Below are 25,265 nucleotides of genomic sequence, written 5' to 3'. Positions count from 1 at the left end.
GGAGAGGAAATGTCCGGCGATTCGCTGCTGACGCATGACGAGTTTGAGGCCGCCATTCGCGCCGTGGGCGCGGAGCGCTATCATGACAAGCACGTCTTCCATCAGATGTTGCATGGCGGCAAGCTGAACAAGGGGCAGGTGCAGGCCTGGGCGCTCAACCGCTATTGCTACCAGGAGGCGGTCCCGCGAAAAGACGCCGCGCTGATGGCGCGCACCGACGACCGGGAATTGCGCCGCGAGTGGATTCACCGCATCCACGACCATGATGGATTGGAGCAGGAGCAGGGCGGCATCGAGCGCTGGCTGATCCTCACCGATGGCCTGGGCCTCAATCGGGCGACGGTGATGTCGAAGAAGGCGGCGCTGCCGGCCACGCGCTTTGCCGTGGAGGCCTATGTGCGCTTCGTCACCGAACAGCCGCTGGTGGTGGCGGTGGCGTCGTCGCTCACCGAACTGTTCGCGCCGAAAATCCACCGCGAGCGCATCGCCGGCATGCTGGAGAATTACGATTTTATCGGCGAGGACGTGATGGCCTATTTTCGCCGCCGCCTGACCCAGGCGCCGCGCGACGCCGATTTCGCGCTGGACTATATCAAGAAGAACGCCCGCACTCGCGAGGAGCAGGAGGCGTGCGTCGAGGCCGTGCGCTTCAAGTGCAACGTTTTGTGGGCGCAATTGGACGCGCTTTATCTGGCCTATGTGCAGGGCATGATCCCGCCGGGTGCGTTTGTGCCGGCCCACACATAGGGGCTGGTGCGAGCCGAGCGAAGCTGTCCGCTCCGTGACGGAGCGGATGGCCGACGCCGTCAGGCCCTGACGATATTGGTGAGATTGAACTGGAACGGCCTTGGATTTGAGCCCTGTCCGCCGCCTGTCATGACAATGTCGGCGCTGGAAACACCAAGCAGCGAAAGCTCGGTGTTCACCGAACACATGATCGCCGCATTCATGATTTCGCCTTCTACGACCTGCGATGCGACGCCGATCCAGATCGTGGGCTTGAACTGGAAGACAGCTTTTTGTTGCGGCGCGATCGCAACCTTCGTCGCCAGAAGCCTGCCGCTCTTGTAAATGTTCGCGGTAATCGCGCCTTTCGGCAGATTGTTCAGCACCTGCACTTCGGTCGGATTGGTCGAGGGACCGTTCAGGCAGAGGCGGTCGCCGGAGGACGTCCGTTCCATCGAGAACATCTGGCCGAATTGCGCCGGCATCTGCGGCGTGGTGTTGCCGTAGCCGTCGGCGGCGCCGACCGTGAATTCGATCGGGAATTCGAAGGGATGATTGTCTCCCTGGCCGCAAGAGCGAATGACCCGCCAGGCGACGGCGCGTTCATCGAAATCCGTGGCGACATTTTTCTGAAAAATTACGACGCTCGAATTGTTTAGGTCATCGGACTGGTTGATCAAATTCAATTTGATGGACACAACTCTTCTCCTTTGCCAATGCGCAACTTGTCATACGGTTTCCGCAAGATCGCTTCGCGATCCGCGAAAACGAAATCGCGCGGCCCGCGCGAACAATTCGCATTCCGAGGGCATACGACAACCTCCAATTCGGGTTGTCGCTGATGGATTCACACATTTTCGCTCGCGGGAATCCGCCGCAAGGCTTCCGAATCAAAGGAACCGCCGTGCGGATGGACGGGCCACGAAACCTCGCCTAAATAGTCTTCATGACTGCCCCCCTCGATCGCCTCGTTCTGGCCCTCGCCCAGGTCAATTCCACGGTCGGCGCCGTGGATCAAAATCTCGCCTGCGCGAAAAGCGCGCGCAAGCGCGCGGCGGAGCTGGGCGCGGACCTCGTCATGTTCTCCGAGCTTTTTCTCGCCGGCTATCCCCCTGAGGACCTTGTGCTCAAGCCGGCGTTCCAGGACGCATGCCGCGCGGCGCTCGACGATCTCGCCCGCGACACCGCCGATGGCGGCCCGGCGGTCCTGATGGGCCTGCCGTGGATGCAGGACGGGTTTTGCCACAACGCCTATGCCCTGCTGGACGGGGGGCGCATCGCCGCCGTGCGCTTCAAGGTCGATCTGCCCAACTATGGCGTGTTCGACGAAAAGCGCGTGTTCCATCCCGGCCCGGCGCCCGGGCCGGTCAGTTTTCGCGGCGTGCGGCTCGGGCTTCCGATTTGCGAGGACATTTGGCAGGCCGATGTGGCGGAGACGCTGGCTGAAACCGGCGCGGAAATCCTGCTCTCGCCCAACGGTTCGCCCTATTGGCGCGGCAAGGACGATGAACGCCTCGCCGTGGCGACCGCGCGCGTCGTCGAGAGTGGCCTGCCGCTGGTCTATCTCAACCAGATCGGCGGCCAGGACGAACTGGTGTTCGATGGCGCCAGTTTTGTTGTCAACGCCGATTGCGCCGTGGCGGGGCGGTTGCCGGCCTTCGAGGAGGCGGTGGCGCGCGTCGTGTTTGAGCGCGTCGGCGATGGCTGGCGCTGCGTCGAGGCGCCTTCTGCTTCGCAGCTTGGCGATGACGAGGCCGATTACGCCGCCTGCGTGCTGGGCCTGCGCGATTATGTCCAGAAAAACGGTTTTCCCGGCGTGGCGCTGGGCATGTCGGGCGGCGTCGATTCCGCGCTCTGCGCCGCCATGGCGGCCGATGCGCTTGGCGCGGACAAAGTCCACGCCATCATGCTGCCGTACCGATTCACCTCGGGCGAGTCGCTGAAAGACGCGGAAGACTGCGCCCGCGCCCTGGGCTTGCGCTACGACGTCACGCCGATCGCCGCTGCCGTGGAGGGTGTGGAAGCGGCGCTGTCCGGACTATTCGCGGGAACGCAGCGTGGCGTCACCGAGGAGAATATTCAGGCGAGGGCGCGCGGGATCATCCTGATGTCGGTGTCGAACAAATTCGGGCCGATGCTGGTGACGACAGGCAACAAGTCCGAAATGTCGGTCGGCTACGCCACGCTTTACGGCGACATGAACGGCGGCTTCAACCCGATCAAGGATCTTTACAAGACCCAGGTGTTCCGGCTTTGCCGGCTGCGCAACGGCTGGAAGCCTTTTGGCGCGCTCGGCCCTGATGGCGTGGTGATCCCCGAAAACATTATCACCAAACCGCCGACTGCCGAATTGCGCGAGAACCAGAAGGATCAGGATTCGCTGCCGCCCTACGAGGCGCTCGACGACATGCTTGAATGTCTTGTCGAAAAGGACATGCGCGTCGCCGAAATTGTTGCGCGAGGCCATGAGTCCGAGACGGTGAAAAAGATCGAGCGGCTGCTTTATCTCGCCGAATACAAGCGCCGCCAGTCGGCGCCGGGCGTAAAGGTGACGAAGAAGAATTTTGGTCGCGACCGGCGCTACCCCATTGTCAATCGGTTCCGCGACCCCGGCTTGCCCGCGCAGACGCCTGATGCGGCGCTCGCGCCGGAGTTTTCCGCCGGCGCGAGGTTCGAGGAATAGTTTACGCCGCGCGGTCGGCGGGTTCGTCGGACGCTTCGCGCACGGTCATGGAATTGCCGAGCCAGACGAAATCGTCGCCGAGCCAACCGTCGATCCAGATCACGGCGAACACCCAGTCGCGCGCGACGATCGCGAGCGGCGACACCCAGTTGGTTGGCCAGCGCAGCGCCAGATTGGCCAGGGATTCGGGGATGGCGAAGGCCAAGGCCACCAGGGCGGCGGCGGTCCAGGGTTCGAAGCCGAAATCGCGCGCCGCATAGGCGCCCGCGAGCATGGGGATGACCGAGCCCACCAGAATTTCCGGCGCATACATTTGGGGGAACGAGGCGCGGCGCAGGCGCGCCCAGCGGGTCTGGCGCTGGTAGATCGCCCGCAAGGTGCGCTTGCCCAGTGGCTGGCCGAAGGGGCGGTCGACGAGGGCCACCTTCATGCCGGCGGCGCGCACCAGTTTGGTCGCCGCGGCGTCCTCGGCGATTTCCGACGCCAGCGCCGCAATGCCGCCGGCCTCCTCGACGATTTCGCGACGCCACATCATGCTCTTGCCCTGAGCAAAACCGATGCCGAAGGCGGCGGCGGCGAACTGCCAGCGCGCCTGGAACGAGTTCAGGAAGGCGCATTCCAGTTCGGCCACCGGGCCTTTCGGCATGATTCCGAGCGGCGGCGAGCAGACCAGGCCGACATCCGGCGCAAAGCGGACCAGCATCTGCTGGAGGTAGTCGCGGGGCGCGAGCACGTTGGAATCCGCGAGCACGATGAAGGTGTGCTTGGCCGCCTGCCAGCCCTTGAAACAATTGTTGAGCTTGGGGTTGGGGCTGATCGGATCGTCGCCGATCAGGAGACGGCCGCGTCCTTCCGGCTGTTCGGCGATCAGTTTTTGAACCAGCGGGATGATCGGGTCATTCTTCTTCTGGACGCAGAAAATGACCTCGTAATCCGGGTAATCCAACGCGAAGGTCGAGCGCAGGGTCAGTTCGGAATGGGGTTCGAGTCCGCAGACCGGGCGCACGATCGACACGGGCGGCGTAGGATCGGCGAATCCGGTTTGCGCGAGGCGAAGGCTGAGGGGCTCGGTGCGCCGACGGCAGCGCCAGACCACGACTCCGAGGGAAAAAAGGTTGAAGAGGATAAGGGCGATGCACACGCCCGCCGCGATCATGCCGGTCATTCGCGCCGATCTTTCTGTCAAATATTCGTTTTCAGGCCCACCGCCTGTTGCGCTTATGCGGAACTTTTTTCACGGCTTGATGACAGCCGCCCGTGCGAGATGACGCGGAGGCGCAAAAGCGCTAAACCGAGCGCATGACCGATCCCTTGACATCGGGCGATTTCGTCGCCCCCGTGGTCCGCTTCGCGCCGTCGCCGACGGGCCGCATCCACATTGGCAACGCCCGCACGGCGATGCTCAACTATTTCTTCGCCCGAAAGCATGGCGGGACTTTTATCCTGCGCTTCGACGACACCGACGCCGAGCGCTCGACCGAGGAATATGCGCTCGGCATCGAGGTGGATCTCGCCTGGCTCGGCGTCGAGCCCGACCGCAAATTCCGGCAATCCGAGCGATTCGCGCTTTATGACGCGGCGGCGGAGCGGCTGAGGCGGGAGGGGCGTCTCTATCCCTGCTACGAGACGCAAGAGGAACTGGAGCGCCGGCGCCGGTTGCAGATCGCGCGCGGCGCGCCGCCGGTTTACGACCGGGCGGCGCTGAATTTGTCCGCTGAGGAGCGGGCGGCGCTGGATGCCGAGGGGCGGCGTCCGCACTGGCGGTTCAAGCTCGATCCGGAAACCGTGCATTGGCGAGATCTGGTGCGCGGCGAATGCCACATCGACTGCGCCTCGCTCTCCGATCCGGTCCTGATCCGCGAGGACGGCTCCTATCTCTATACGCTGCCGTCGGTGGTGGACGACCATGATTCGGGCGTGACCCACATCATTCGCGGCGAGGACCATGTCACCAACACGGCGGTGCAGATTCAGCTGTTCGAGGCTTTGGGCGGCCGCGCGCCCCAGTTCGCGCACCATAATCTGCTGATCGGCGCGGATGGGCAGGGGCTGTCCAAGCGCACCGGGGCGCTGTCCATCGCTGGCCTGCGCGAGGCCGGGATCGAGACTCTGGCCGTGGCGGCCATGGCGGCGCTGACCGGTTCGTCCATCGCGGTGCAGCCTGTGCACAGCCTGCCAGAACTCGCCGGCCTGTTCGATCTCTCCGCCATCTCGCACTCCAGCGCCCGCTTTGACGGCGAAGAGCTGAAAGCGCTGTCGCAGCGCGTGTTGCATGGGCTGAGCTACGAAGCGGTGCGCGACCGGCTGGAGGCGCTGGATATTGTCGGCCACAAGGCGGAGCCGCTCTGGTTTTGCGCGCGCGGCAATCTGGAAATTTTTGCCGATATTTCGGATTGGTGGGCGGTGGTCGAGGGCGAAATCGAGCCGCACGCGCTGGAGGCTGAGTTCGCCAGGGCCGCGGCTGAAAACCTTCCGCCGGAACCCTGGGACGAAACAACGTGGGGGGCCTGGACCGGCGCGCTGAAGCAGGCGACGGGGCGAAAAGGCCGCGATCTCTTCCATCCCTTGCGCCTCGCCCTGACGGGGCGTGAGGCCGGGCCGGAGCTGGCCAAGTTGCTGCCTTTGATCGGCAGGCACAGGGCGGCGGCGAGGCTTGGCGCCTGATCCGCGCTCACTGTCCGCGAGGATTGTTCGTCGCAGACGGTTTCCGCAAGATCACTTCGCAATCCGCGAAAACGAAATCGCGCGGAAATCCTTCAGGCGAAGGGCGGATTTCCGCGCGAGCGGAATAGGATTTCCGAACTGATCCTTCGGAAATCTTATCAGAAGGGGGAGGGAGCGTCGAAGGGTGAAATCGCAGGTGCGGCCGGCTTGGGCTTTTTCTTCGGCTTGGGCGGGGTTTGGGCTGCGACCGCCGGCGCCGCAGGCTGGACGCGCGAGCGCTCGTCGGCCTGTTTCGCCGTCAGCGGGCCTTCGCCCGGCCGCTCGCCTTCGATCTCGGTCAAGATTTGCTCCGCGCGGCCCAAAACCTCGGCCCAGCTCTGCTTCGGCGCGCGGCAGGAGCAGGAGGGTTCGAGTTTCTTGGCGAACTTGAGCGCGTTGGGCAGGTCTTCGTAGCGGTCGCCCGAATCGGCCGAGACCGCATTGGAAATGTCGGCATGGGGTGAGCGGGAATACAGGCCGGTCTCCGCGTTCGGGCACGATGCCTGGCAGAGGTCGCGGAGCTGGTTGGTTCGTGCGCTGCTCATGGCGGGCGTGAGCGGGAAATAATAGCCGTCGCACTTGCGCACGCAAACCGCCTCGGCGCCGCCGTAGGCTCCGCCCTGCTCCGCCTGGCGTGGAGCCTGGTCCTCACGAGGCAGGTCGCCGCATTGTTCCGTATATCGGGCGATCAGCGCCTGCCGGCGGCCAGTGTCGCCGGCGCGGGCGCGCAGCGATTCATATTGCGCCCGCAGTCCGGCGAGCCGTTGCCGGAGCCCGCCGCATTCCGGCGGCGGCGGCGATCCGAAGAACAGGAATTGCTGGTTGTTGCAGCCAATGGCGTCGGCGCGCGCGGCCAGGCGGTCGTACTCCCCGCGAACTTGCGCCGCCGCCTGCGCCGCGGCGGCGTCGCCGGCCGGCGCGGCGTCGATGGCGGCGCGAAGCGCCTCGCAAACGGATTCCGAGTTTGTCGGGTCCCACATCCGAGTCTGGGCGGCGGCCGGCGACGCGACGCTCAGGGCCAGGGCGACGGAGAGCCGCCCCAGGGCCGTCAAAAATTGTGCGATCCCCCCCATTCAGCCCGTTTACTCCGCCGCGTGGGCGGACGCCGATGCCAGACGGTCGCGCTTCAGCTTCTCCGCGACCAGGAACGCGACTTCGATCGCCTGCTCGGCGTTCAGACGGGGGTCGCAATAGGTCATGTAGCGGGACCGCAGGTCGGCCTCCGACAGCGCGCGGGCGCCGCCCGTGCATTCCGTGACATTGTTGCCGGTCATCTCCAGATGGATGCCGCCGGCATAAGACCCCTCGGCGCGGTGCACGTCGAAGAAGCTGCGAATTTCCTGCATGACCTTGTCGAAGGGACGGGTCTTGTAGCCGCTGGCGGTCACCGTGTTGCCGTGCATGGGGTCGCAGGACCACACGACGGAGCGGCCCTCGCGCTGCACGGCGCGGATCAGCGCCGGCAGGTGGTCGCCGACCTTTTCGGCGCCGAAGCGCGAGATCAGGGTGAGGCGGCCCGGTTCGTTGGCGGGATTGAGGATGTCGATCAGCTGCAACAGCCCGTCCGGCGTGGTGGACGGGCCGCATTTCAGGCCGATCGGGTTTTTTATGCCGCGCATGTATTCGACGTGGGCGTGGTCGGGCTGGCGGGTGCGGTCGCCGATCCAAAGGAAATGACCGGAGCAGGCGTAATGTTCGCCGCTGGTGGAATCCACGCGGGTCAGCGCCTGTTCGTAGCCAAGCAGCAGGGCTTCATGGGAGGTGTAGACGTCGGTCTGGCGCATCTCCGGGTGATGCTCAGGGTCCAACCCGATGGCGCGCATGAAGCCGAGGGTTTCGGTGATGTGGTCGGCGAGCTTGGCATAGCGCTCGGACTGCGGGCTGTCGTTGACGAAGCCGAGCATCCAGCGATGCGCGTTTTCGAGGTTCGCGTAGCCGCCGGTGGCGAAGGCGCGCAAAAGGTTCAGCGTCGCCGCCGACTGGCGATAGGACATGAGCTGGCGGCGAGGATCGGGTTCGCGCGCCTGAGGCGTGAACTCGATGTCGTTGACGATGTCGCCGCGATAGGAGGGGAGCGCCACGCCATCAATGGTTTCGGTCGGCGCCGAGCGCGGCTTGGCGAATTGTCCGGCGATGCGGCCGACCTTGACCACGGGCATGGATGCGCCATAGGTCATGACCACGGCCATTTGCAGGAACACGCGGAAGAAATCGCGAATGTTGTCGGCGGAGTGTTCCGCGAAACTCTCGGCGCAGTCGCCGCCTTGCAGCAGGAAAGCCTCGCCGGCGCAGACTTTCGCCAGCTGGCTCTTCAGCTTGCGCGCCTCGCCGGCGAACACCAGCGGGGGGAAGCCGGCGATCTGCTTTTCCACATCGGCGAGGGCCGCCTCGTCCTTGTAGGTGGGGACCTGGACGATCGGCTTGGACCTCCAGCTGTCGGGCGACCACCGTTCCATTTCTACTCTCCGCGCGATTTTTCGCGTAAAACCTTGGGAAGGCGCACCTCATACACCACCAGACGCCCAAGGCCAATGTTCTGCTGTACAAGACCGTGTTTTCGGAAAAGATCGTGTTCAAACCAAGACCTTGGCGTCGGAGGCGTTGATGGAAGGCAAGGGGCCTGAACCCGGGTGGGAGGACAGTCTTGAGCGCGCGCCGGTCAGGCGCGTCAGCGTTTTCAGGCGCGTTCTGCTGTGGATTGCGTTCATCGCGCTGAGCCTGTTGGCGGCCTTTCTGGCGATCAAGGCCGAGCGGATGTGGATGGATCAGGCCAAGATCCTGAAATTTTGCGTGTCTCGCAGCGGTGTCGACCAGCGCTTCGCCGAGCGCTTGCAGCAACTCGTCGCCACCCGCACGAGCCGCATCCGCATCGCCATCACGCCCGTGCAGGACCTTGTTTCCGCTTTCGAGCATCACGAATGCGATCTGCTGGTGGCGCGCTCGGACGCGAAATTGCCGGCCGCAGCCCGCGCGCTCGCCATTCTGGAAAAGGAAATCGTCGTCCTCGTCGCCCATCGCGGCAAGGAGGCCGACACTGCTGCGGCGCTGCGCAACCGTAAACTGATCCTGGCGAGCTCCGGCGCGGCCAACGAGGCGCTGCTGCGCGGGATCCTCGCCGCCTACGTGCTGCCGCAGGCCGATCGCCGCCTGGTCATTCCGCCCGACGCCGCGGGCGTTCAGGCGGCGTTTCGCGCCGGCGCCGCAAATTTGGTCTTCGCCGTTGTCCCCCAGTCGAAATTGTTGCAAGGCAATCTACTGCGCGGGCTGACGCAGGAGAACAGAGTGAGCTTCGCCGACATTCCCGACGCGGCGGCGCTCGCCAAGAAAGTCAAGGGCCTGGCGGAAGAGACGGTGGAGAAGGGGTTGTTTTCGGCCTCCCCGCTGCTGCCGGCGGACGATCTGTCCACCTTGTCGCTGGAAGTCCGTCTGGTGACGCGCGGCAATCTTCGCGACGCCATCGGCGCCGAATTGACCCGTCTCATCCTGGAGAACAAGGGTGATCTCGCCATCAACGGCGAATTCGCCGACGCGATCGCTCCGCCCGACACCGATAAGAGCGCGCCGATGCTCGCCCATCGCGGCGCCACGCAATATGTCGATGACGACGAAAAGACGTTTATCGACCTTTATGGCGATTACCTTTACCTCGGCGCGCCGGTCGCGGGCGCGGTCGGCTCGTTCATGATCTGGTTTTTCGGGCGATGGACGCGCGACTCCACGCCTTCGGCCGGCGATTTCACCCAGGAGGTGCTCGAAATCGCCGTGCGGGTCCGTCACGAGTCGCGTGTCGAAAACCTCGACGCCGCCGACGAAAGCCTCGATCGGATTCTCCACGAACTCCTGGAAGCCTTGCGGGCCAAAACCCTCAGTGCGGAAGGTCTGGATGTGTTCCGGCTCGCCTTCGAGCAGACGCGCGAATGGATCCGCGAGCGCCGCCATTTCCTCTCGAGGCGCGAACCTGAAAAGACCAGCACCGAAAATTTGTTGTGAACGGCGCATTGCTGCCGGTTTGTGCGCGGCGCAGCGAGTGCTATCACCTCCGCCCCGACCTGAACGAGGAAGTTTATGGGGCGCAGCATTGATATCGGCGCCGCGGCGCTTGGCGCGCCCGCGCTGATCGACCTGGAGGAATTGCTCGCCACGCGCCTGTTGGTGCAGGGCAATTCCGGCTCGGGCAAATCGCATCTGCTGCGTCGGCTGCTGGAGCAGAGCGCCGGACTGGTCCAGCAGATCGTCATCGATCCCGAGGGCGATTTCGTCTCGCTCGCCGAGCGCTACGGCCATCTGGCCCTCGACGCCGCCGAATGCGAGCGCGACCTGCCGGCGATCGCAGCCCGCGTGCGCGAACACCGCGTCTCCGTCGTGCTCAACCTCGAAGAGCTGGAGGCAGACGCCCAATTGCGCGCCGCCGCGCAGTTTTTGGGGGCCCTGTTCGACGCCGATCGCGCCCTTTGGTTCCCGGCGCTGGTGGTGGTGGACGAGGCGCAGCTTTTCGCCCCCGCCGCCGCCTCCGACGGCTCCGACGAGGCGCGGCGGCTGAGCCTCGCCGCCATGACCAATTTGATGTGCCGGGGACGCAAGCGCGGCCTCGCCGGGGTGATCGCCACCCAGCGCCTCGCCAAACTCGCCAAGAATGTCGCGGCGGAGGCGTCCAACTTTTTGATGGGCCGCACTTTTTTGGATATCGACATGGCCCGCGCCGCCGACCTTTTGGGAATGGAGCGGCGGCAGGCCGAAATGTTCCGCGATCTGGAGCGCGGCGCCTTTGTGGGGCTCGGCCCCGCGATCTCCCGACGGCCTTTGCGGGTAAAAATCGGCGAGGTGGAGACGGCGGATCGCGGCGCGGCGCCTAAACTGGCGCCTCTCCCCGAAGCGATGGAGGCCGAGGCGCTGCAAAACCTGATTTTCGCGCCTGGCGAGGCCCCTGCGCCGCCACGTGTGCGCATTGCGCCCAAGCCCGAGCGTTTGCTGGAGATTTTTTCGCAGATCGAGACCCCGGCGCCCGACATTGTCGCTGCGCCGCCGCCCGAACTGACCGATGAGGAGCGCGAGGCCACGATCGAGGAGATCATCGGCCAGATCGTCGGCGAGGCCAAAGCGGCGCAGCAGGCGGCGGAAACCCTGCACCGGGATTTTCAGTTGCGCTGCCGCATCCGGCGTCTGGGGCCTGGCGCCCCCGATCTCGCCGACTTCCGCCGTCGCCTGACCATCTTTCGCGCGAAAAAGGCCTTTGAAGCTGCCGACGAGGAGAGTTGGGCGCGGGCGGTCGAAATCGCCGCGCGGCTGCCGGGCGACCTGCAAAGCGTGTTCCTCTATCTCAGCCGCGCCGCCGCCGCGGGCCAGCCCTGTCCTGACGACGCGGAAATCGCCGGTTTTTTTGGCAGCGCCTCGCCGAGTCGCGCGCGACGCATGCTCGGCGAACTGGAGCGCAACGAGTGGATCGTCGCGCGCGTCGATTTCGAGCAGCGTCGGATCATCGCTTTCCCGGAACTGGGCCTTGAGACTGCAGCCTAACATTATGGGGTTTTTCGTGCGGAACCATCAAGCAAAACGGCGCGTTATCGCTGACGTAGAGGGCCGTGCCTGAGGTTTTTACTTTTGGCTTTTGGTGTCGCGAGGCGGCGCAATGGCGCTCTGATCTTTTTTTGGAGACGACGCCATGCGATTGAACACTTTAACTGCATTTGTCGGAGCGTTGCTGGCTGCGTCGTGCGCGAGCGCTGTGGCTCGTCCTGCCGTGACCACCTTCAACGCTAATGTCCGGAGCGGGCCGGGAGTCGAAAATCCGGTGATCGGGGTGATTCTCGCTGGCGCGGGTATCGACGTTGGCGGGTGTACGGGGTCCTGGTGCCGCGTGGCCGGCGCCAGCGGAACGGGTTATGTCTCGCGGTCGCTGATCGCATTCGGCGGAGCGGGGGGGGCGGCCGGCGTCGCCGTGCTGCCGCAGGGCGGCTCGATGACCTATTATCCTGGCGATTACGCGAACGATAGCTACGGCTACGGCTACGGTCCCAACTACGCCTATGACGATTACGCCGGGTGGCCGGGCGTTGGATTTGGCTATTACGGCGGTTCATATGCCGGACGCGGCTGGAATGGCGGACACGGGGGTCGGTTCACCGGTGGGCGCGGTCCAGGGTTTGGCGGTGACTTCGTTCGCGGGCCTGGTCCCGCGAGAGGCGGCCCCGGCCCGCAAGCCGGTGTCGGCCCGGGTGGCGGACGTTTCGGCGGAGGGCTTGGCGGCGGCGGTGGCGGCGTTCACATGAGGCCTGCCGCAGGGGCACCGGGGGGATTTGGCGGCGGCGGCGGCGGCTTCCACGGCGGCGGCGGCTTCCATGGCGCAGGCGGCATGGGCGGCGGCATGGGTGGCGGCCATGGTGGCGGCGGTGGCCATGGCGGGGGAGGCGCAGGCCGCCACTGACTGTTCCAAATCTTCAACGAGCGGCGTTCGACGCCGCTCGTTTCGTCTATGCGGTGTCGAACCGATAGGCGTCGAGGCTCAGGGGACCGACCGTGGCCTGGTGAATGCGTTCGCCTCGGCCGCCGCCGCCCGCGCCAGCCGCGAAGGGCATGGGCAGATAGTGCTCGGGCGTCGGATGGTTGCGGCGCGCCTCCGGGGCGTTCTCCCACTCAGCCAGGCCTTCCGGATCGCGTGAGGTCGCTTGCGCAAAAATCCAGTCATTGAAGGCGTTGGCCCAGTCCGGCGTGTCGCGGCTGGCGAAAAAGGCGCGCAGATTGTGGGTCGCCGCGCCCGAACCGATGATCAGAACGTTTTGCGCGCGCAGCGGCGCCACGGCGCGTCCCAGCGCGAGATGGTGCGCGCCGGAGAGGCGGGGCTGCACCGAGAGTGTCGCCACGGGGATGTCGGCGTCGGGAAAAATCATTTTCAGCGGCGCCCAGGTCCCGTGGTCAAAACCCCTGCCGCGCGTGAAAACCGGTTCGAGGCCGGCCTCTTGCGCCAAGCGCCCGGCGCGCTCCGCAAGGGCCGGCGCGCCGGGCGCCGCATAGGTCATCTGGTAGAGTTCAGGTTCAAAACCGCCAAAATCGTGAATCACACCCGGCGCCTCGCCGGCTTCGAACGTGGGGCGCTCGGTCTCGAAATGCGCGCTCATGATCAGTATGGCGTCGGGACGGGCGAGGGTTTTTCCCAGCGCCTGCCAAAAGTCGCGGGTGGCGCTAGGATAAAGGATCAGGTTTGGCGCGCCGTGGGAGAGGAAAAGGCTTGGCTGTGGGGTCATGTGACGCAGGGGGCTTCCAATTGCGGCTGTTGCGTCTCATATAAGCTGTGCTTTTTGGAGCGCTAGAAATGAAACCTGTTCTTGTAAAACTGCTGATCGCCGCCTTGGCGTTGACGAGCCTGCCCGCCGCCTCGCGCGCCGACGACGGCGGCCCCGACCTGATCTTCCGTAAATCCACGGTGTTCAAGCTGCTGACGCCAAACGACAAGCTGGCGACCTACGCCATTAACGATCCCGTCGTCGGCGGCGTCGCCTGCTACTACACCGTGCCGGAAAAGGGCGGCGTCGCTGGCATGTTCGGGGTCGCCGAGGAGCGCTCGGAGGTCTCGCTGGCCTGCCGGCAGTACGGCCCAATCACCTTCAAGGAGAAGGCGAAACAGGGCGACGTGGTGTTCCGCGAAGGCCGTTCGCTGCTGTTCAAACGCATGCAGATCGTGCGCGGTTGCGATCCCAAGCGCAACGTGCTGGTCTACATGGCCTATACCGACAAGCTGATCGAGGGTTCGCCACAGAACTCGACCTCGACCGTGCCGATCCAGCCCTGGGCCGGCGAGGCCGCGCCGAAATGCTCTGATTGGATCTCGGAATAGCTTCAAGCGGACACTCAGTTTCCCCCGTCACCAGCGCGCGAGCCACGGCTCGCGCGCTTTTTTTGGGCTTTCGCGCGTTGTGATTCGTGAAGGACTCAACCGAAAGGGGTTGACGATTTTTTAATTATTGCGGTTTCTCAGAAAAACTCAGAGAAATCAGGGAGGAGGCATGTCGCGTCGTCAATGCGCGACGCACGCCCGCGCTCGCGCGCGACGATGCGGACAAATTTTCGCATTCGCGTTGGCGGCCGCCGCGCTCGTGAGCCCCGAGGGGCTCAAGCCGCCGCCCAGGGCGACAAGCCGGCGTCGCAGCCTGTTCCCCCGCCCCCGACAAGGTTGTCGGAGCGCTCGAGTCAATCGATGGGCTGGATTTGGGTGTGGGCGCGATGATGAATTTCAGCGCCAGCGAACACCAAGCGGCGCAAATCATCTGGGGCGCGCAGATCGACGATAACGGATGTTTCCATCCCATCGATCTGGTGTGAACTATTCGCCGCAAAGGATGAAGACGTCGTCCTCGCTGATCGCTTTGGCCGGGGCTTCGCGGACGGCGGTTTTTTCAATCGCGCCGGTCACATCGTCGGCGCGCCCGAACGCCTTGGCGGCGCCGTGGCCGTGCGCCTCGCACCAGGCGTCGGCGACGATCCTGGCGCATTCATCGCCCGTCTTGATGCATTCATTGACGCCATAGCCGTCGGCGGCGCTGACGATGAAGCTTTTCGGCGCCGAGGCAGGCGCAGGGGCCGCGCGGACGCCGGAATGAATCGCGCACAGCACGAACAGACCGCCCAGCAGGGGGATCAGGATGCGCGGAAGAACGTCATGTTCAAATTCGCGGAATTTCATCGCCTCGGCTCTCGGATTGGCGGCGGTCGCCGCGTCATCTGCGCGAATGTGAGCCGGGGTCGTGAAGGAACAGTTAATTTTGTGTTCCAACTTGCGCGAGTCGCGCATCAAATCGTGGATCGCGCCTCAAGTGCCGCAAAAAGTCTCGTGAACGACCTCCTCGGGCTTGGGCGGCGCCTGCAAGTCGGCATTGCCGGGCGCGCGTTCGAACGGGTTTTGGAGCGCCGCGCAAAGGCGATGAAACGGCTTTAGGTTCCCTTCATTCGCCGCCGCCAGCGCTTGCTCGACACGGTGGTTGCGCGGGATGATTCTTGGATTGGACACTCGCATCGCCGCCAGCGCTTCGGTCTTGTCGTTCTTTCCCAAGGCTGCGCGCCACGGCTCCATGAACGGCGCCCAAGTCTCGTCTGGCGCGACGTCCAAACCCTCGGCCATCTCGGTGAGACGCACGAAAAAGTTGGTGAAATCGGCCCGGGTCTCGCCGAGCGTCTTCCACAGAAGCGCAATAACCTGCTCGTTGTCGGGGTCGCCGGGGCGCAGGCCGAGTTTGCGCGTCAGCCCTGCGGCGAGATTTTGCGCGTAGAGCGACGGGAAGGTCGCCAGCGCCTCCTGAGCGAGGCGAAGCGCCGTCGCTTCGTCGTTGTGGAACAGCGGCAACAGACTTTCGGCGAGGCGCGCGAGGTTCCATTGGGCGATGGAGGGCTGGTTCTTGTAAGCGTAGCGCCCGGCGGCGTCGATCGAGGAATAGACCTGACGCATGTTGAAGGAATCCATGAAGGCGCAGGGACCGAAGTCGATGGTTTCGCCCGATATCGCCATATTGTCGCTGTTCATTACGCCATGGATGAAGCCGACCAGCATCCATTGCGCGATCAGGCCGGCCTGGCGGGCGACGACGGCGCGGTAGAATTCAAGATAAGGCTGTTCGGCTTGCGCGAGATCGGGCTCGTGGCGCCGGATTGCGGCATCGGCCAGAGCCTGGACGCGGACCGGCCCTAGCTCTTCGGTGGCGTCGCGGCCCGCCGCATATTGAAATGTGCCGACACGGATGTGGCTGCGCGCGACGCGGGTCAGAACCGCGCCGGGGCGCGCGCCGTCGCGAAAGACCGGGGCTCCGGTGGCGGCGACCGCGAGCGAGCGGGTGGTCGGAATTTTGAGGCCCGCCATGGCTTCCGAAACCAAATATTCGCGCAGCATGGCCGAGAGCGTCGCGCGTCCGTCGCCGCGCCGGGCGAACGGGGTCGGACCCGAGCCCTTCAGATGGATGTCGTAGACGTGGCCGTCCGGCGCGGCGACTTCACCGACGATCACCGCGCGGCCGTCGCCCATCAGCGGGTTCCACACGCCGAACTGGTGTCCGGAATAGGCGAGCGCGACGTTGCTGCTCCCGTTCGGGGGCGCGCCGCCCGACAGCAGGTTCAGCAGCTCCGGCGTGTCGGCGTCCTGCGGCAGCCCGAGTTCGCGGGCGAGCCTTTCATTGAAAACCACCCAGTGTGGCGCGGGAGGCGGCGAAGGTTGGGCCGCTTTGTAAAAATCGCTCGGCAGGCCGAGGTAGAAACTTTCACGAAACGGGATTTCCGCGCCCATGCCGCCTCCTGTCGCTGGGTACTTGGGGTGTGCGCGCCGACGTTGCAAGCGGCGAGCCAGTGTTAACGAAAACTGGCGGAGGCGCCTTGGTCATCGTCCCATTGCTGGATTTTTGGGACCGGGCGGGAACAAAGCCCGCGCGAATCGGCGATCTGCTCAAACCCATGAGAAAAAATGAAGAAATCGTCGCCCGAGCGGTCGCCGCGCAGCGCCGAAACGGGAAATTGCGACCAGACCGGGATCGGAACGGGCACGAATCACTTCTGTCGGCGACCGCCGGGCAGGTTAACGATTTGTTGCGCTTAACCCCTGATTAACCATCAGAAACGAGATCGTGCGGCCAGGACGTGAACGAAGGGCGTCCGAATCAGGGAGTTGGCGCCCGGTCGCCGAGGGTTAACGGTTTGTTGCGCTTAAGCTTTGATTATCCGGCAGAAACGGGATTGCGCGGTCAGGGCGTGAACGAAGGGCGTCCGAATCAGGGCGTTGGCGCCCGGCCGCCGAAGGTTAACGGTTTGTTGCGCTTAACCCCTGATTAACCATCAGAAACGGGATCGTGCGTCCAGGACGTGAACGAAGGGCGTCCGAATCAGGGCGTTGGCGCCCGGCCGCCGAGGGTTAACGTTCTATTGCGCTTAAGCTTTGATTAACCGTCAGAAATGGGATCGCGCGCCCAGGGCGTGAACGAAGGGCGCGCGAATCGCAGACTTGACACTTTGCGCTTACCCGGCCAGCGCGTCCAAAATGCGCGCCCAGCTGCGCGCGCCCTTCTGGAACGATGACAGCTCGTATTTTTCGTTCGGCGAGTGGATGCGGTCGTCGTCGAGGCCGAAGCCGACCATCAGCGAGTCAATCTTCAACTCGCGCTTGAAAATGCCCACGATCGGGATCGAACCGCCCGACGCCGCGAGCACCGGCGCCTTGCCCCATTCGGCCTGGAGCGCGCGGCTGGCGCGCTGGATCGCCTCGGATGTGAAGGGCAGGGTGATGGCGGGGCTGGCGCCGTGGCTGACAAACTCCGCGGTGCAGTCGTCGGGGATGTTGGCCTCGACATAGGCGCGAAAATTCTGGACGATTTCCTGCGGGTTCTGCTTGCCGACCAGCCGAAACGAGAATTTGGCGTGGGCTTCCGCCGGCAGTACGGTTTTGGAGCCGGACGCCGTGTAGCCGCCCCAGATTCCGTTCACGTCACAGGTCGGCCGCGCCCAGATTTGTTCGAGCAGGGAATATTTGGCTTCGCCCGCCGGGATATTGAGGCCGACCTCGCCCAGAAAACCGGCGGCGTCGAATTTCAGCGCCGCCCATTGCGCCTTGATCTCGGCCGGCAGGTCCGGGACGCCGTCGTAGAATTTGGGCAAGGTGATGTGGCCGTCCTTGTCGCGCAGGCCCGCGATCAGGTTCGCCAGCACATGAATCGGATTGACCGCCGCGCCGCCATACATGCCGGAATGCAGGTCGCGGCTCGCCGCCTTGATCGTCACTTCTTCGAGGACCAGACCGCGCAGCATGCAGGTGATCAGCGGCGTGTCGCGGTCCCACATGTTGGTGTCGCACACCAGCATCAGGTCGGCCTTCAACTCCTTGGCGTTTTCGGCGAGGAAGGCGGGCAGGGAGGCCGAGCCGGATTCCTCCTCCCCTTCGAACAGGAGGGTGACATGGCAAGGCAGGCCGCCGTTCGCCATAAAGGCGCGGCAGGCCTCGACAAAAGTCATCAACTGTCCCTTGTCGTCGGAGGCGCCGCGCGCCAGAATCTGGCTGTGGCCCGGTTCGATCTCTTTCAATGTGGGCGCGAAGGGATCGGCGTCCCAGAGGTCCAGCGGATCGACCGGTTGCACGTCGTAATGGCCGTAGAACAGCACGTGCGGCGCGTCCGAACGCGCGGCCTTGGCCTTGGCGACGACGACGGGATGGCCGGCGGTCGGCCGCACCGATGCGTCAAACCCGAGTTCGCGCAGATGGGCGGCGAGCCAGTCGGCGGTCGTCGCCACCTCGCCCTTGAAGGCGGGGTCCGTCGAAATGCTGCGGAAGCGCAGCAGTTCAAACAGGCGGTCGAGCGCGCCCTGGCGGTCAGCGTCGAGGGCGGCGAGAGTTTTGTCGAGCGAGGACATGGTGGGTTCCGGGTGAGTCTCTGGCGCGAAACTATCAGGCGCGTGGGCCGCCGCAAGCGTTCGATCCGGTTGCGTTCAAGCTCCGGATGCGCGAGCTGCGCCATATTGCGGAACAATCGGAAGCACTTGTTGCGGGATTCGCGTAAGCGATTGAATTTATTTTGAATTATTGGCGGTGCTGTAAATTGTATTGATTGGCGATTTCCGCGCAGAAATTTACAGCTTGGTTGTTCGAACGGATTGAAATTACTGAGGAAATACACGTTTGTAAACGTGTGTCGAAAATCTTGAAGGCGGAATGGGGTCAATTTGACAATCTGCTGTTTGAATTATATGACTGGCCAGTCAGTCAGTGACGCTCTCTCGTCGGAGCTGAAATGAATGTCGCTCCAGCCAACTTGAAAGGGACCTCTATGGGCTACGCCGTTCTGACCTACTTTGATAACGTCGGTAATAAAGATAGAAATATCCTCATTGGCCAAGTGCGCCGTCTTGTAGACGAGCTTGGCTATTGGGGCATCATTTCTAAATCAGGTCAATCAAATTGCCGAGTTAAAAAGCAGGGCTTCTTGCGCGTTATTTTTTTAACGCGCGAATTGGCCAAGAGGTATCAAGATATTGTGGCTGAGTTTTGGGAGGGGATTGTTTCTACGAGGAGATTTAAATCAGAGGATTGAAATTAAATTTCGCTGCGGGGAGGAGTTCTAGCGCCTTTTGAGTTCGGGAGCGCGAGGCCGCACAAAAAAAGGCCACGGCGAAAACCGTGGCCTCCCATGTCGATGCGACGTGAAAAACTTACGCCAGCTTGCCGCGCACCCGCGCCACCAGCAGCTCCACGTTCTCGATCGGGGTTTCCGGCAGGATGCCGTGGCCGAGATTGAAGATGTGGCGGAAATCCTGGAAGGACTCGCGGATGAAGTCGATCTCGCGACGCAAAGCGTCGCCGCCGGCGATCAGGACGAGCGGGTCAAGATTGCCCTGCACCACCTGGTTCTTCGACAAAGCCTCGCTGGCCCAGGCATTGTTCAGGCTGGTGTCGAGGCCCACGGCGTCCGCGCCGACGCGGTCGCCGAAACCGACCAGCGAGCTGTGAGCGGCGCGGGGGAAGGCGATGATCTTCGCCTGCGGGTTCACCGCCCTGACGCCCTCAATGATGCGCGCCACCGGCTTTTCGCACCACGCCACAAATTCCCTGGCCGGCAGCACGCCTGCCCAGGAGTCGAAGATCTGCACGACTTCCGCGCCGTTCTTGATCTGCTCGTTGAGATAAACGATGGACGCGTCAACGATCCGGTCGATCAATTTCTGGAAGGCGGCCGGATAGCGATAAGCAAAACGGCGGGCCGGCGCCTGATCCGGCGTGCCCTTGCCGGCGATCATGTAGCTGGCGATGGTCCAGGGAGCGCCGCAGAAACCGATCAGCGCGGTTTCGGCCGGCAGTTCTTTTCGCACGCGGCGCAGGGCTTCGAACACCGGCTCCAGATGCGACAGGTTGAATTCGCCGACCGCGTCCACTTCCTCCGGCGTGGTGATCGCCGCCATGCGCGGACCTTCGCCAACGTCGAAACGGACCGTGTGGCCCATGGCGTCGGGAACGACGAGAATGTCGGAGAAAATGATGGCCGCGTCAAAACCGAAGCGGCGGATCGGCTGGAGGGTCGCCTCGACCGTCAGGTCCGGGTTCCAGCAGAAATCCATGAAGGACGGGGCCTTGGCGCGGATTTCGCGATATTCCGGCAGGTAGCGGCCGGCCTGGCGCATCAGCCACATCGGCGGCGCCTCGGGGATCGGGGCCTCGAAGACTTTCAGGAATTTCTTGGTCGTGTTGGTCATGAGGCCTCGCCGCGTGAAAACATCTGGGCGCATGATGGGCGCGCGCGCGGTTTCTATCGCGCACCAATGCCGTAACGGTCAAGACAGGCGCAATGTCGCGCTCCGGAGGTTTGCGGCAGGTCAATCCCCTTAAGCGAAAGCCGCATAGCTCGATTGTGGCGCCCTCGGGCGCCGCGCAGTATAAGAGGCGCAAACACGCTGACCACGGATGCCCGGATGACCCGTATTCCCGATTTCTCCACACTCGCCCTCGATCCCAAGGCCAGCGCGCCGGCCCCGGCTTTTTCGGCCGAGCCGTGGCTGACGCCCGAAGGCATTGCGGTGAAAAGCGTTTATGGTCCCGAGGATGTCGAGGGCTTGCCGGCCTTAGACTCTTATCCCGGAACGGCGCCGTTCCTGCGCGGACCTTATCCGACCATGTATGTGAACCAGCCCTGGACCGTGCGCCAGTACGCCGGTTTTTCCACGGCCGAGGATTCCAACGCCTTCTATCGCCGCAATCTCGCGGCCGGGCAAAAGGGCCTTTCCGTCGCCTTCGATCTCGCGACCCATCGCGGCTACGATTCCGATCATCCGCGTGTGTCGGGCGACGTCGGCATGGCGGGCGTCGCCATCGACTCCATCTATGATATGCGCACGCTGTTTTCGGGCATTCCGCTCGACCAGATGTCCGTGTCCATGACCATGAACGGCGCGGTTCTGCCCATCTTGGCCCTCTTTATTGTCGCGGCGGAAGAGCAGGGCGTTCCGGCGGCCAAATTGTCGGGCACGATCCAGAACGACATTTTAAAAGAATTCATGGTGCGCAACACCTATATTTATCCTCCAAAGGCGTCGATGCGCATCATTTCGGACATTTTTGCCTTTACCTCACAAAACATGCCGAAATTCAACTCCATTTCTATTTCCGGCTACCACATGCAGGAAGCCGGGGCGACGCAAGACTTGGAGCTGGCCTATACGCTCGCTGACGGCGTGGAATATATCCGCGCCGGCATCGCCGCCGGCCTCACGGTCGACCAGTTTGCGCCGCGCCTGTCGTTCTTCTGGGCGATCGGCATGAACTTTTTTATGGAAGTCGCCAAACTGCGCGCCGCGCGCTTGCTTTGGGCGAATTTGGTGAAACAATTCAATCCGGCGTCGGAAAAGAGCCTGCCGCTGCGCACCCACAGCCAGACCTCGGGCTGGTCGCTGACCGCGCAGGACGTGTTCAACAATGTGGTGCGCACGCAGATCGAGGCCATGGCGGCCACGCAGGGCCACACCCAGTCGCTGCACACCAACGCGCTTGACGAGGCGCTGGCGCTGCCGACCGATTTTTCCGCCCGCATCGCCCGCAACACCCAGCTCTTCCTGCAGCAGGAGTCCGGGACGACCAAGATCATCGATCCCTGGGGCGGCTCCTACTATGTCGAAAAGCTCACCGCCGAACTGACGCAAAAGGCCTGGGCGCATATCCAGGAGGTCGAGGCGCTCGGCGGCATGTCCAAGGCCATCGAGGCCGGCATTCCCAAGCTGCGCATCGAGGAGGCGGCCGCCAAGACACAGGCTCGCATCGATTCGGGAAAACAGTCGGTGATCGGCGTCAACAAGCACCGTCCGGTCGACGAAAAGCCCATCGACGTGCTCAAGGTCGACAATTCCTCGGTGCGCGCCCAGCAGCTGGAAAAACTGAAGCGCCTGCGCGCCGAGCGCAACGAGGCGGAAACGCAAGCCAAACTCGCCGCTTTGACCGAAGGCGCGAAAAGCGGCGCCAACTTGTTGGCGCTGTCGATCGAAGCGGCGCGCGCCAAGGCCACGGTGGGTGAAATTTCCGACGCCCTGGAGAAAGTGTTCGGGCGGCATCGCGCCGAGATCAAGAGCATTTCCGGCGTCTACAAGCGGGAGGCGGGTGTGGATTCCACCGCGATTGTCAAGGTGCAGCGCCAGGTTGAGGCTTTCATCGAGAACGATGGCCGCCGCCCGCGCGTGCTCGTCGCCAAGGTCGGCCAGGACGGGCATGACCGTGGGCAAAAAGTGATCGCCTCGGCTTTCGCCGACCTCGGCTTCGACGTGGACATCGGGCCGCTGTTCGCCACGCCCGAGGAGGCCGCGCGGCAGGCGGTCGAGAACGACGTGCACATCGTCGGCATTTCCTCACTGGCGGCGGGCCATCTGACGCTGGTCCCGGCGTTGAAAGTCGCGTTGGAGAAGGAAGGGCGCGGCGACATCATGATCGTCGTCGGCGGCGTCATCCCGCCGCAGGATTTTGACGCGCTTTACAAGGATGGCGCCAGCGCCATTTTCCCGCCGGGGACCGTGGTCGCCGAAGCCGCGGGCAAACTGATCGACGAACTCAACGCCCGTCTCGGCTATTCCAAAGCCGCCGCCGAATGAGCGGGAGCGCCGCGGCGCAGGACGATGATTTTGTTGTCGCCTCGGAAAACGACGAGGCGGCGCAAATCATTTTGATGGCCGGCCTGACCGCCTACAACGAAGCGCAGGTCGGTCCAGACCCGGTGCGTGATCCGCGCAGCCACGTTTGCATCGTCGCGCGCGACCGCGAGGGCCGCGTGCGCGGCGGCGCGCAGGGTGTGACGGTCGGCGCGTGGCTGGCGCTGGACACTGTCTGGGTCGAGGATGCGTTTCGCCTGCGCGGCCTCGGCGCGCGCGTGCTGGATGCGGCGGAGGCGGAAGGGCGGCGGCGCGGCTGCAAATGGGCGATTCTCGCCACGTTCGACTACCAGGCCCCGGATTTTTATTCCCGGCGCGGCTATGTCGAATATGCCCGCATGGAGGATTTTCCTTGGGGGCACACGCGGTTTCAGTTGCGCAAGGAACTCTGACCGCCCTTACCCGCCCGCTGAAATCCGCTCCACTTCGGCGCCGCACAGGCTGAGTTTTCGTTCGAGCGCCTCAAACCCGCGATCGAGGTGATAGACGCGCTGGATCATGGTTTCGCCTTCGGCGGCCAGCGCCGCGATCACCAGCGAGGCGGAGGCGCGCAGGTCCGTCGCCATAACCGGCGCGCCCTTGAGCACCGGCACGCCCTCGACAACGGCGCTGTCGCCGTCGAGTTTGATCCGCGCGCCGAACCGGGCGAGTTCTTGGACGTGCATAAAACGGTTTTCGAAAATCGTCTCGGTGATGCGCGACACGCCGTTCGCGCGCGTCATCAGCGCCATGAACTGCGCCTGGAGATCGGTGGGGAAGGCGGGGAAGGGGGCGGTTTCGACGTCCACCGGCAGGATCGGTCCGCCATTGCGCGAGACGCGCACGCCCTCATTTGTTGATTCGACGGTCGCGCCGCTCAGCGCGAGCACGTCGAGCGCCGCCTGAAAATCATGCGCCTGCGCGCCTTCGAGCAAAACGTCGCCGCCGGTCATGGCCACGGCCATGGCGTAAGTGCCGGCCTCGATTCGGTCTGGCAGGACGCGATGCTTGGCGCCGTTCAGCCGCGCCACGCCGGTGATCTCGACCGTGGATTGGCCGGCGCCGGTGATCTTCGCGCCCATCTTGTTCAGGAGTTCGGCGAGGTCGATCACCTCCGGCTCGCGCGCCGCATTGTGCAGCACGGTCGTCCCCTGCGCCAGAGCGGCGGCCATCAACGCCACATGAGTGCCGCCCACGGTGACCTTTGGAAACGTGATCTCGGCGCCGCGCAAGCCTTTCGGCGCCTTGGCGACGGCATAGCCGCCTTCAATCTCGATGCTGCCGCCGAGTTTTTCCAGCGCCATGAGCAGCAGGTCGACCGGGCGGGTGCCGATGGCGCAGCCGCCGGGCAGGGAGACGCGCGCCTCGCCGCAGCGGGCGAGCAGGGGCGCGATCACCCAGAACGAGGCGCGCATGCGCGAGACCAGTTCGTAGGGGGCGGTGGTGTCGACGATCTCGCGCGCGGTCATATGCACGGTCTGGCCGGCCTCGCTGCCCTCGCCCTGGCGGCGTCCGTCTATGGAATAGTCGACGCCGTGGTTGGAGAGGATGCGGACGAGCTGGCTGACGTCGGCGAGTCGGGGCAGGTTTTCCAGCGTGACGGTGCGGTCGGTGAGCAGCGAGGCGATCATCAGCGGCAAGGCCGCGTTTTTCGCGCCGGAAATCGGAATGGTCCCGTTCAGTTTCGCGCCACCGACAATGCGTATGCGATCCATCCGTCCTCGCTCACGGCGCCCTGCGCGCCTCAAAAATTTGGGGCTCTATAGCGGCTATTCGCCCTCGGGGCCAGAATTTCCGCTCGATTCGGAGCGGCGCCCGCGCGCCTGCGCCTTGCGGCGCTTGAGATTCTCGCGAAGAGCTTCGGCGAGCCGCTGTTTTTCCGCCACTTTTTGCGGCGAGAGGGGAGGCGCCTGTTTGGGTTTGTCTGGATCGGACATGGCCTGACTTTCTGGGCATTTCATAAGCCCGCGTCCAGTCTTGTTCAAGGAAATGCGGAAAAAGGCGAAACCGGCGCTTGCCATGACGCTTTCGCTGTGGCAGAAACCGCGCACTCCGGGGCGCACACACCGCGACCGAGACATCAGCTGCGGTAGCTCAGTGGTAGAGCACTCCATTGGTAATGGAGAGGTCGAGAGTTCAATCCTCTCTCGCAGCACCATCAAACCTATTGAAATTCCTCAAGGCCCCGATCTCGGCTTTGCTCGAGGTCGGCATGATGCGCGGCGCAAGAAATTCGCGCGGCGCGACCGCGAGCGGTTGCGTCAGATTGCGAAATCGTGCGCGTATTCCTGCTGTGACCGCAGCGCAAAAAAGACGCGTTCGCCGCGCTTCAGATCGAGGTCGCGGAAGGTCGTCGCGGTCACCTCCACATCGACATGATCCTTGCCTTCGGTTTGCAACTCCACTTTCACCACCGGGCCGCCGAAGCCGATATGGGAGACCACGCCCGGCTGGGCGCCCGCGCCGGCCTTATCTGGGTCGCGATGGATGACGATGTCGTGGGGGCGCACCAGCGCCTCGTCTCCGCCGTGTTCACGTC

General features: G+C 64.1%; 23 protein-coding genes, 1 tRNA gene and 1 pseudogene. 11 read left to right on the top strand and 14 right to left on the bottom strand.

What is annotated here, in order from left to right:
• Nucleotides 1-9: 9 nt before the first annotated feature.
• A complete protein-coding gene (pqqC, locus tag GJ654_RS09795; RefSeq protein ID WP_155445977.1) occupies nucleotides 10-747 on the top strand; it encodes a pyrroloquinoline-quinone synthase PqqC in 738 nt (245 codons plus the stop codon).
• Between the two features lie 59 nt (nucleotides 748-806).
• Here the strand turns inward: pqqC and GJ654_RS09790 are convergent, their stop codons facing one another.
• Nucleotides 807-1,424 carry a hypothetical protein gene (locus GJ654_RS09790; RefSeq protein WP_210350819.1) on the bottom strand — a complete coding sequence of 206 codons (618 nt, stop codon included), beginning with the start codon at nucleotides 1,422-1,424 and terminating at the stop codon, nucleotides 807-809.
• Between the two features lie 248 nt (nucleotides 1,425-1,672).
• Here GJ654_RS09790 and GJ654_RS09785 point away from each other — a divergent pair, with 248 nt between their 5' ends.
• A complete protein-coding gene (locus GJ654_RS09785) occupies nucleotides 1,673-3,409 on the top strand; it encodes an NAD+ synthase (protein ID WP_155445976.1) in 1,737 nt (578 codons plus the stop codon).
• Between the two features lies 1 nt (nucleotide 3,410).
• Here GJ654_RS09785 and GJ654_RS09780 read toward each other — a convergent pair whose 3' ends face one another.
• Nucleotides 3,411-4,574 (bottom strand): ceramide glucosyltransferase, encoded by a 1,164-nt coding sequence (locus GJ654_RS09780; protein WP_155445975.1) that lies wholly within the window; start codon nucleotides 4,572-4,574, stop codon nucleotides 3,411-3,413.
• Between the two features lie 134 nt (nucleotides 4,575-4,708).
• Between GJ654_RS09780 and gltX the strand changes: the two genes are divergently transcribed.
• Nucleotides 4,709-6,073, top strand: coding sequence for a glutamate--tRNA ligase (gene gltX, locus GJ654_RS09775; protein ID WP_155445974.1), 1,365 nt, complete (start codon nucleotides 4,709-4,711; stop codon nucleotides 6,071-6,073).
• Between the two features lie 158 nt (nucleotides 6,074-6,231).
• Here gltX and GJ654_RS09770 read toward each other — a convergent pair whose 3' ends face one another.
• Together GJ654_RS09770 and GJ654_RS09765 are read right to left on the bottom strand one after the other, a co-directional pair.
• Nucleotides 6,232-7,185, bottom strand: coding sequence for a DUF2865 domain-containing protein (locus tag GJ654_RS09770; RefSeq protein WP_155445973.1), 954 nt, complete (start codon nucleotides 7,183-7,185; stop codon nucleotides 6,232-6,234).
• A gap of 9 nt (nucleotides 7,186-7,194) precedes the next feature.
• Nucleotides 7,195-8,568 carry a class II 3-deoxy-7-phosphoheptulonate synthase gene (locus tag GJ654_RS09765; RefSeq protein ID WP_155445972.1) on the bottom strand — a complete coding sequence of 458 codons (1,374 nt, stop codon included), beginning with the start codon at nucleotides 8,566-8,568 and terminating at the stop codon, nucleotides 7,195-7,197.
• A gap of 148 nt (nucleotides 8,569-8,716) precedes the next feature.
• Here GJ654_RS09765 and GJ654_RS09760 point away from each other — a divergent pair, with 148 nt between their 5' ends.
• The 3 genes and pseudogenes from GJ654_RS09760 to GJ654_RS21680 form a co-directional block, all read left to right on the top strand.
• The gene (locus tag GJ654_RS09760) at nucleotides 8,717-10,102 is read left to right on the top strand and encodes a hypothetical protein (protein ID WP_155445971.1); all 1,386 of its coding nucleotides are present in this window, start codon (nucleotides 8,717-8,719) and stop codon (nucleotides 10,100-10,102) included.
• 75 nt (nucleotides 10,103-10,177) lie between these two features.
• The gene (locus GJ654_RS09755) at nucleotides 10,178-11,626 is read left to right on the top strand and encodes an ATP-binding protein (protein WP_155445970.1); all 1,449 of its coding nucleotides are present in this window, start codon (nucleotides 10,178-10,180) and stop codon (nucleotides 11,624-11,626) included.
• A gap of 145 nt (nucleotides 11,627-11,771) precedes the next feature.
• A pseudogene (locus GJ654_RS21680) lies at nucleotides 11,772-11,999 on the top strand (SH3 domain-containing protein); the annotation flags it as partial.
• A gap of 186 nt (nucleotides 12,000-12,185) precedes the next feature.
• On the opposite strand, the gene GJ654_RS21180 reads toward GJ654_RS21680, so the two are convergent.
• Together GJ654_RS21180 and GJ654_RS09745 are read right to left on the bottom strand one after the other, a co-directional pair.
• Entirely contained in the window at nucleotides 12,186-12,530 is a 345-nt protein-coding gene (locus GJ654_RS21180) for a hypothetical protein (protein WP_246664693.1), read from the bottom strand.
• A 49-nt stretch (nucleotides 12,531-12,579) separates the two neighbouring features.
• Nucleotides 12,580-13,350, bottom strand: coding sequence for a DODA-type extradiol aromatic ring-opening family dioxygenase (locus GJ654_RS09745; RefSeq protein ID WP_155445968.1), 771 nt, complete (start codon nucleotides 13,348-13,350; stop codon nucleotides 12,580-12,582).
• A 68-nt stretch (nucleotides 13,351-13,418) separates the two neighbouring features.
• Between GJ654_RS09745 and GJ654_RS09740 the strand changes: the two genes are divergently transcribed.
• Complete coding sequence (locus GJ654_RS09740) at nucleotides 13,419-13,940, top strand: CreA family protein (protein ID WP_155445967.1); 522 nt, start codon at nucleotides 13,419-13,421, stop codon at nucleotides 13,938-13,940.
• Nucleotides 13,941-14,426: 486 nt separating this feature from the next.
• Here GJ654_RS09740 and GJ654_RS09735 read toward each other — a convergent pair whose 3' ends face one another.
• From GJ654_RS09735 to GJ654_RS09720, 4 genes are all read right to left on the bottom strand, one after another.
• Nucleotides 14,427-14,786, bottom strand: a complete 360-nt coding sequence (locus tag GJ654_RS09735) for a hypothetical protein (RefSeq protein ID WP_196305495.1) — start codon at nucleotides 14,784-14,786, stop codon at nucleotides 14,427-14,429.
• A 126-nt stretch (nucleotides 14,787-14,912) separates the two neighbouring features.
• Nucleotides 14,913-16,373, bottom strand: a complete 1,461-nt coding sequence (locus GJ654_RS09730; protein ID WP_155445966.1) for a protein adenylyltransferase SelO — start codon at nucleotides 16,371-16,373, stop codon at nucleotides 14,913-14,915.
• Nucleotides 16,374-16,435: 62 nt separating this feature from the next.
• The gene (locus GJ654_RS09725; protein ID WP_155445965.1) at nucleotides 16,436-16,627 is read right to left on the bottom strand and encodes a hypothetical protein; all 192 of its coding nucleotides are present in this window, start codon (nucleotides 16,625-16,627) and stop codon (nucleotides 16,436-16,438) included.
• Nucleotides 16,628-17,095: 468 nt separating this feature from the next.
• Entirely contained in the window at nucleotides 17,096-18,481 is a 1,386-nt protein-coding gene (locus tag GJ654_RS09720; protein WP_155445964.1) for a M20/M25/M40 family metallo-hydrolase, read from the bottom strand.
• A gap of 377 nt (nucleotides 18,482-18,858) precedes the next feature.
• Between GJ654_RS09720 and GJ654_RS09715 the strand changes: the two genes are divergently transcribed.
• Complete coding sequence (locus GJ654_RS09715; RefSeq protein ID WP_155445963.1) at nucleotides 18,859-19,158, top strand: hypothetical protein; 300 nt, start codon at nucleotides 18,859-18,861, stop codon at nucleotides 19,156-19,158.
• Between the two features lie 118 nt (nucleotides 19,159-19,276).
• Here the strand turns inward: GJ654_RS09715 and hemE are convergent, their stop codons facing one another.
• Nucleotides 19,277-20,314, bottom strand: coding sequence for a uroporphyrinogen decarboxylase (gene hemE / locus GJ654_RS09710; protein WP_155445962.1), 1,038 nt, complete (start codon nucleotides 20,312-20,314; stop codon nucleotides 19,277-19,279).
• Nucleotides 20,315-20,530: 216 nt separating this feature from the next.
• Here hemE and scpA point away from each other — a divergent pair, with 216 nt between their 5' ends.
• Entirely contained in the window at nucleotides 20,531-22,690 is a 2,160-nt protein-coding gene (gene scpA / locus GJ654_RS09705; RefSeq protein WP_155445961.1) for a methylmalonyl-CoA mutase, read from the top strand.
• Entirely contained in the window at nucleotides 22,687-23,139 is a 453-nt protein-coding gene (locus tag GJ654_RS09700; RefSeq protein ID WP_155445960.1) for a GNAT family N-acetyltransferase, read from the top strand. The genes scpA and GJ654_RS09700 overlap by 4 nt, the downstream gene beginning before the upstream one ends.
• Nucleotides 23,140-23,145: 6 nt before the next feature.
• Here the strand turns inward: GJ654_RS09700 and murA are convergent, their stop codons facing one another.
• Entirely contained in the window at nucleotides 23,146-24,441 is a 1,296-nt protein-coding gene (murA, locus tag GJ654_RS09695) for a UDP-N-acetylglucosamine 1-carboxyvinyltransferase (protein WP_155445959.1), read from the bottom strand.
• A 54-nt stretch (nucleotides 24,442-24,495) separates the two neighbouring features.
• The gene (locus GJ654_RS20775) at nucleotides 24,496-24,663 is read right to left on the bottom strand and encodes a hypothetical protein (protein WP_196305494.1); all 168 of its coding nucleotides are present in this window, start codon (nucleotides 24,661-24,663) and stop codon (nucleotides 24,496-24,498) included.
• A gap of 146 nt (nucleotides 24,664-24,809) precedes the next feature.
• On the opposite strand from GJ654_RS20775, the gene GJ654_RS09690 reads away from it, so the two are divergent.
• Nucleotides 24,810-24,884, top strand: a tRNA-Thr gene (locus GJ654_RS09690).
• A gap of 103 nt (nucleotides 24,885-24,987) precedes the next feature.
• Here GJ654_RS09690 and GJ654_RS09685 read toward each other — a convergent pair.
• On the bottom strand, nucleotides 24,988-25,265 hold a 278-nt coding region (locus GJ654_RS09685; protein WP_155445958.1), incomplete at its 5' end, for a TOBE-like domain-containing protein.

Source organism: Rhodoblastus acidophilus (genome assembly GCF_009720655.1).
Taxonomy (GTDB): Bacteria; Pseudomonadota; Alphaproteobacteria; order Rhizobiales; family Beijerinckiaceae; genus Rhodoblastus; species Rhodoblastus acidophilus_A.
The sequence above is the reverse complement of the archived record's forward strand: the minus strand, read 5'-3'. Positions and strand labels throughout refer to the sequence as shown.

What these genes read in the sequence shown, in the direction of transcription:
- pqqC (WP_155445977.1), top strand. Translation starts at nt 10, where the DNA reads ATGTCCGGCGATTCGCTGCTGACGCATGACGAGTTTGAGGCCGCCATT.
- GJ654_RS09785 (WP_155445976.1), top strand. Translation starts at nt 1,673, where the DNA reads ATGACTGCCCCCCTCGATCGCCTCGTTCTGGCCCTCGCCCAGGTCAAT.
- GJ654_RS09780 (WP_155445975.1), bottom strand. Translation starts at nt 4,574, where the DNA reads ATGACCGGCATGATCGCGGCGGGCGTGTGCATCGCCCTTATCCTCTTC.
- gltX (WP_155445974.1), top strand. Translation starts at nt 4,709, where the DNA reads ATGACCGATCCCTTGACATCGGGCGATTTCGTCGCCCCCGTGGTCCGC.
- GJ654_RS09770 (WP_155445973.1), bottom strand. Translation starts at nt 7,185, where the DNA reads ATGGGGGGGATCGCACAATTTTTGACGGCCCTGGGGCGGCTCTCCGTC.
- GJ654_RS09765 (WP_155445972.1), bottom strand. Translation starts at nt 8,568, where the DNA reads ATGGAACGGTGGTCGCCCGACAGCTGGAGGTCCAAGCCGATCGTCCAG.
- GJ654_RS09760 (WP_155445971.1), top strand. Translation starts at nt 8,717, where the DNA reads ATGGAAGGCAAGGGGCCTGAACCCGGGTGGGAGGACAGTCTTGAGCGC.
- GJ654_RS09755 (WP_155445970.1), top strand. Translation starts at nt 10,178, where the DNA reads ATGGGGCGCAGCATTGATATCGGCGCCGCGGCGCTTGGCGCGCCCGCG.
- GJ654_RS09745 (WP_155445968.1), bottom strand. Translation starts at nt 13,350, where the DNA reads ATGACCCCACAGCCAAGCCTTTTCCTCTCCCACGGCGCGCCAAACCTG.
- GJ654_RS09740 (WP_155445967.1), top strand. Translation starts at nt 13,419, where the DNA reads ATGAAACCTGTTCTTGTAAAACTGCTGATCGCCGCCTTGGCGTTGACG.
- GJ654_RS09735 (WP_196305495.1), bottom strand. Translation starts at nt 14,786, where the DNA reads ATGAAATTCCGCGAATTTGAACATGACGTTCTTCCGCGCATCCTGATC.
- GJ654_RS09730 (WP_155445966.1), bottom strand. Translation starts at nt 16,373, where the DNA reads ATGGGCGCGGAAATCCCGTTTCGTGAAAGTTTCTACCTCGGCCTGCCG.
- GJ654_RS09720 (WP_155445964.1), bottom strand. Translation starts at nt 18,481, where the DNA reads ATGTCCTCGCTCGACAAAACTCTCGCCGCCCTCGACGCTGACCGCCAG.
- GJ654_RS09715 (WP_155445963.1), top strand. Translation starts at nt 18,859, where the DNA reads ATGAATGTCGCTCCAGCCAACTTGAAAGGGACCTCTATGGGCTACGCC.
- hemE (WP_155445962.1), bottom strand. Translation starts at nt 20,314, where the DNA reads ATGACCAACACGACCAAGAAATTCCTGAAAGTCTTCGAGGCCCCGATC.
- scpA (WP_155445961.1), top strand. Translation starts at nt 20,531, where the DNA reads ATGACCCGTATTCCCGATTTCTCCACACTCGCCCTCGATCCCAAGGCC.
- GJ654_RS09700 (WP_155445960.1), top strand. Translation starts at nt 22,687, where the DNA reads ATGAGCGGGAGCGCCGCGGCGCAGGACGATGATTTTGTTGTCGCCTCG.
- murA (WP_155445959.1), bottom strand. Translation starts at nt 24,441, where the DNA reads ATGGATCGCATACGCATTGTCGGTGGCGCGAAACTGAACGGGACCATT.
- GJ654_RS20775 (WP_196305494.1), bottom strand. Translation starts at nt 24,663, where the DNA reads ATGTCCGATCCAGACAAACCCAAACAGGCGCCTCCCCTCTCGCCGCAA.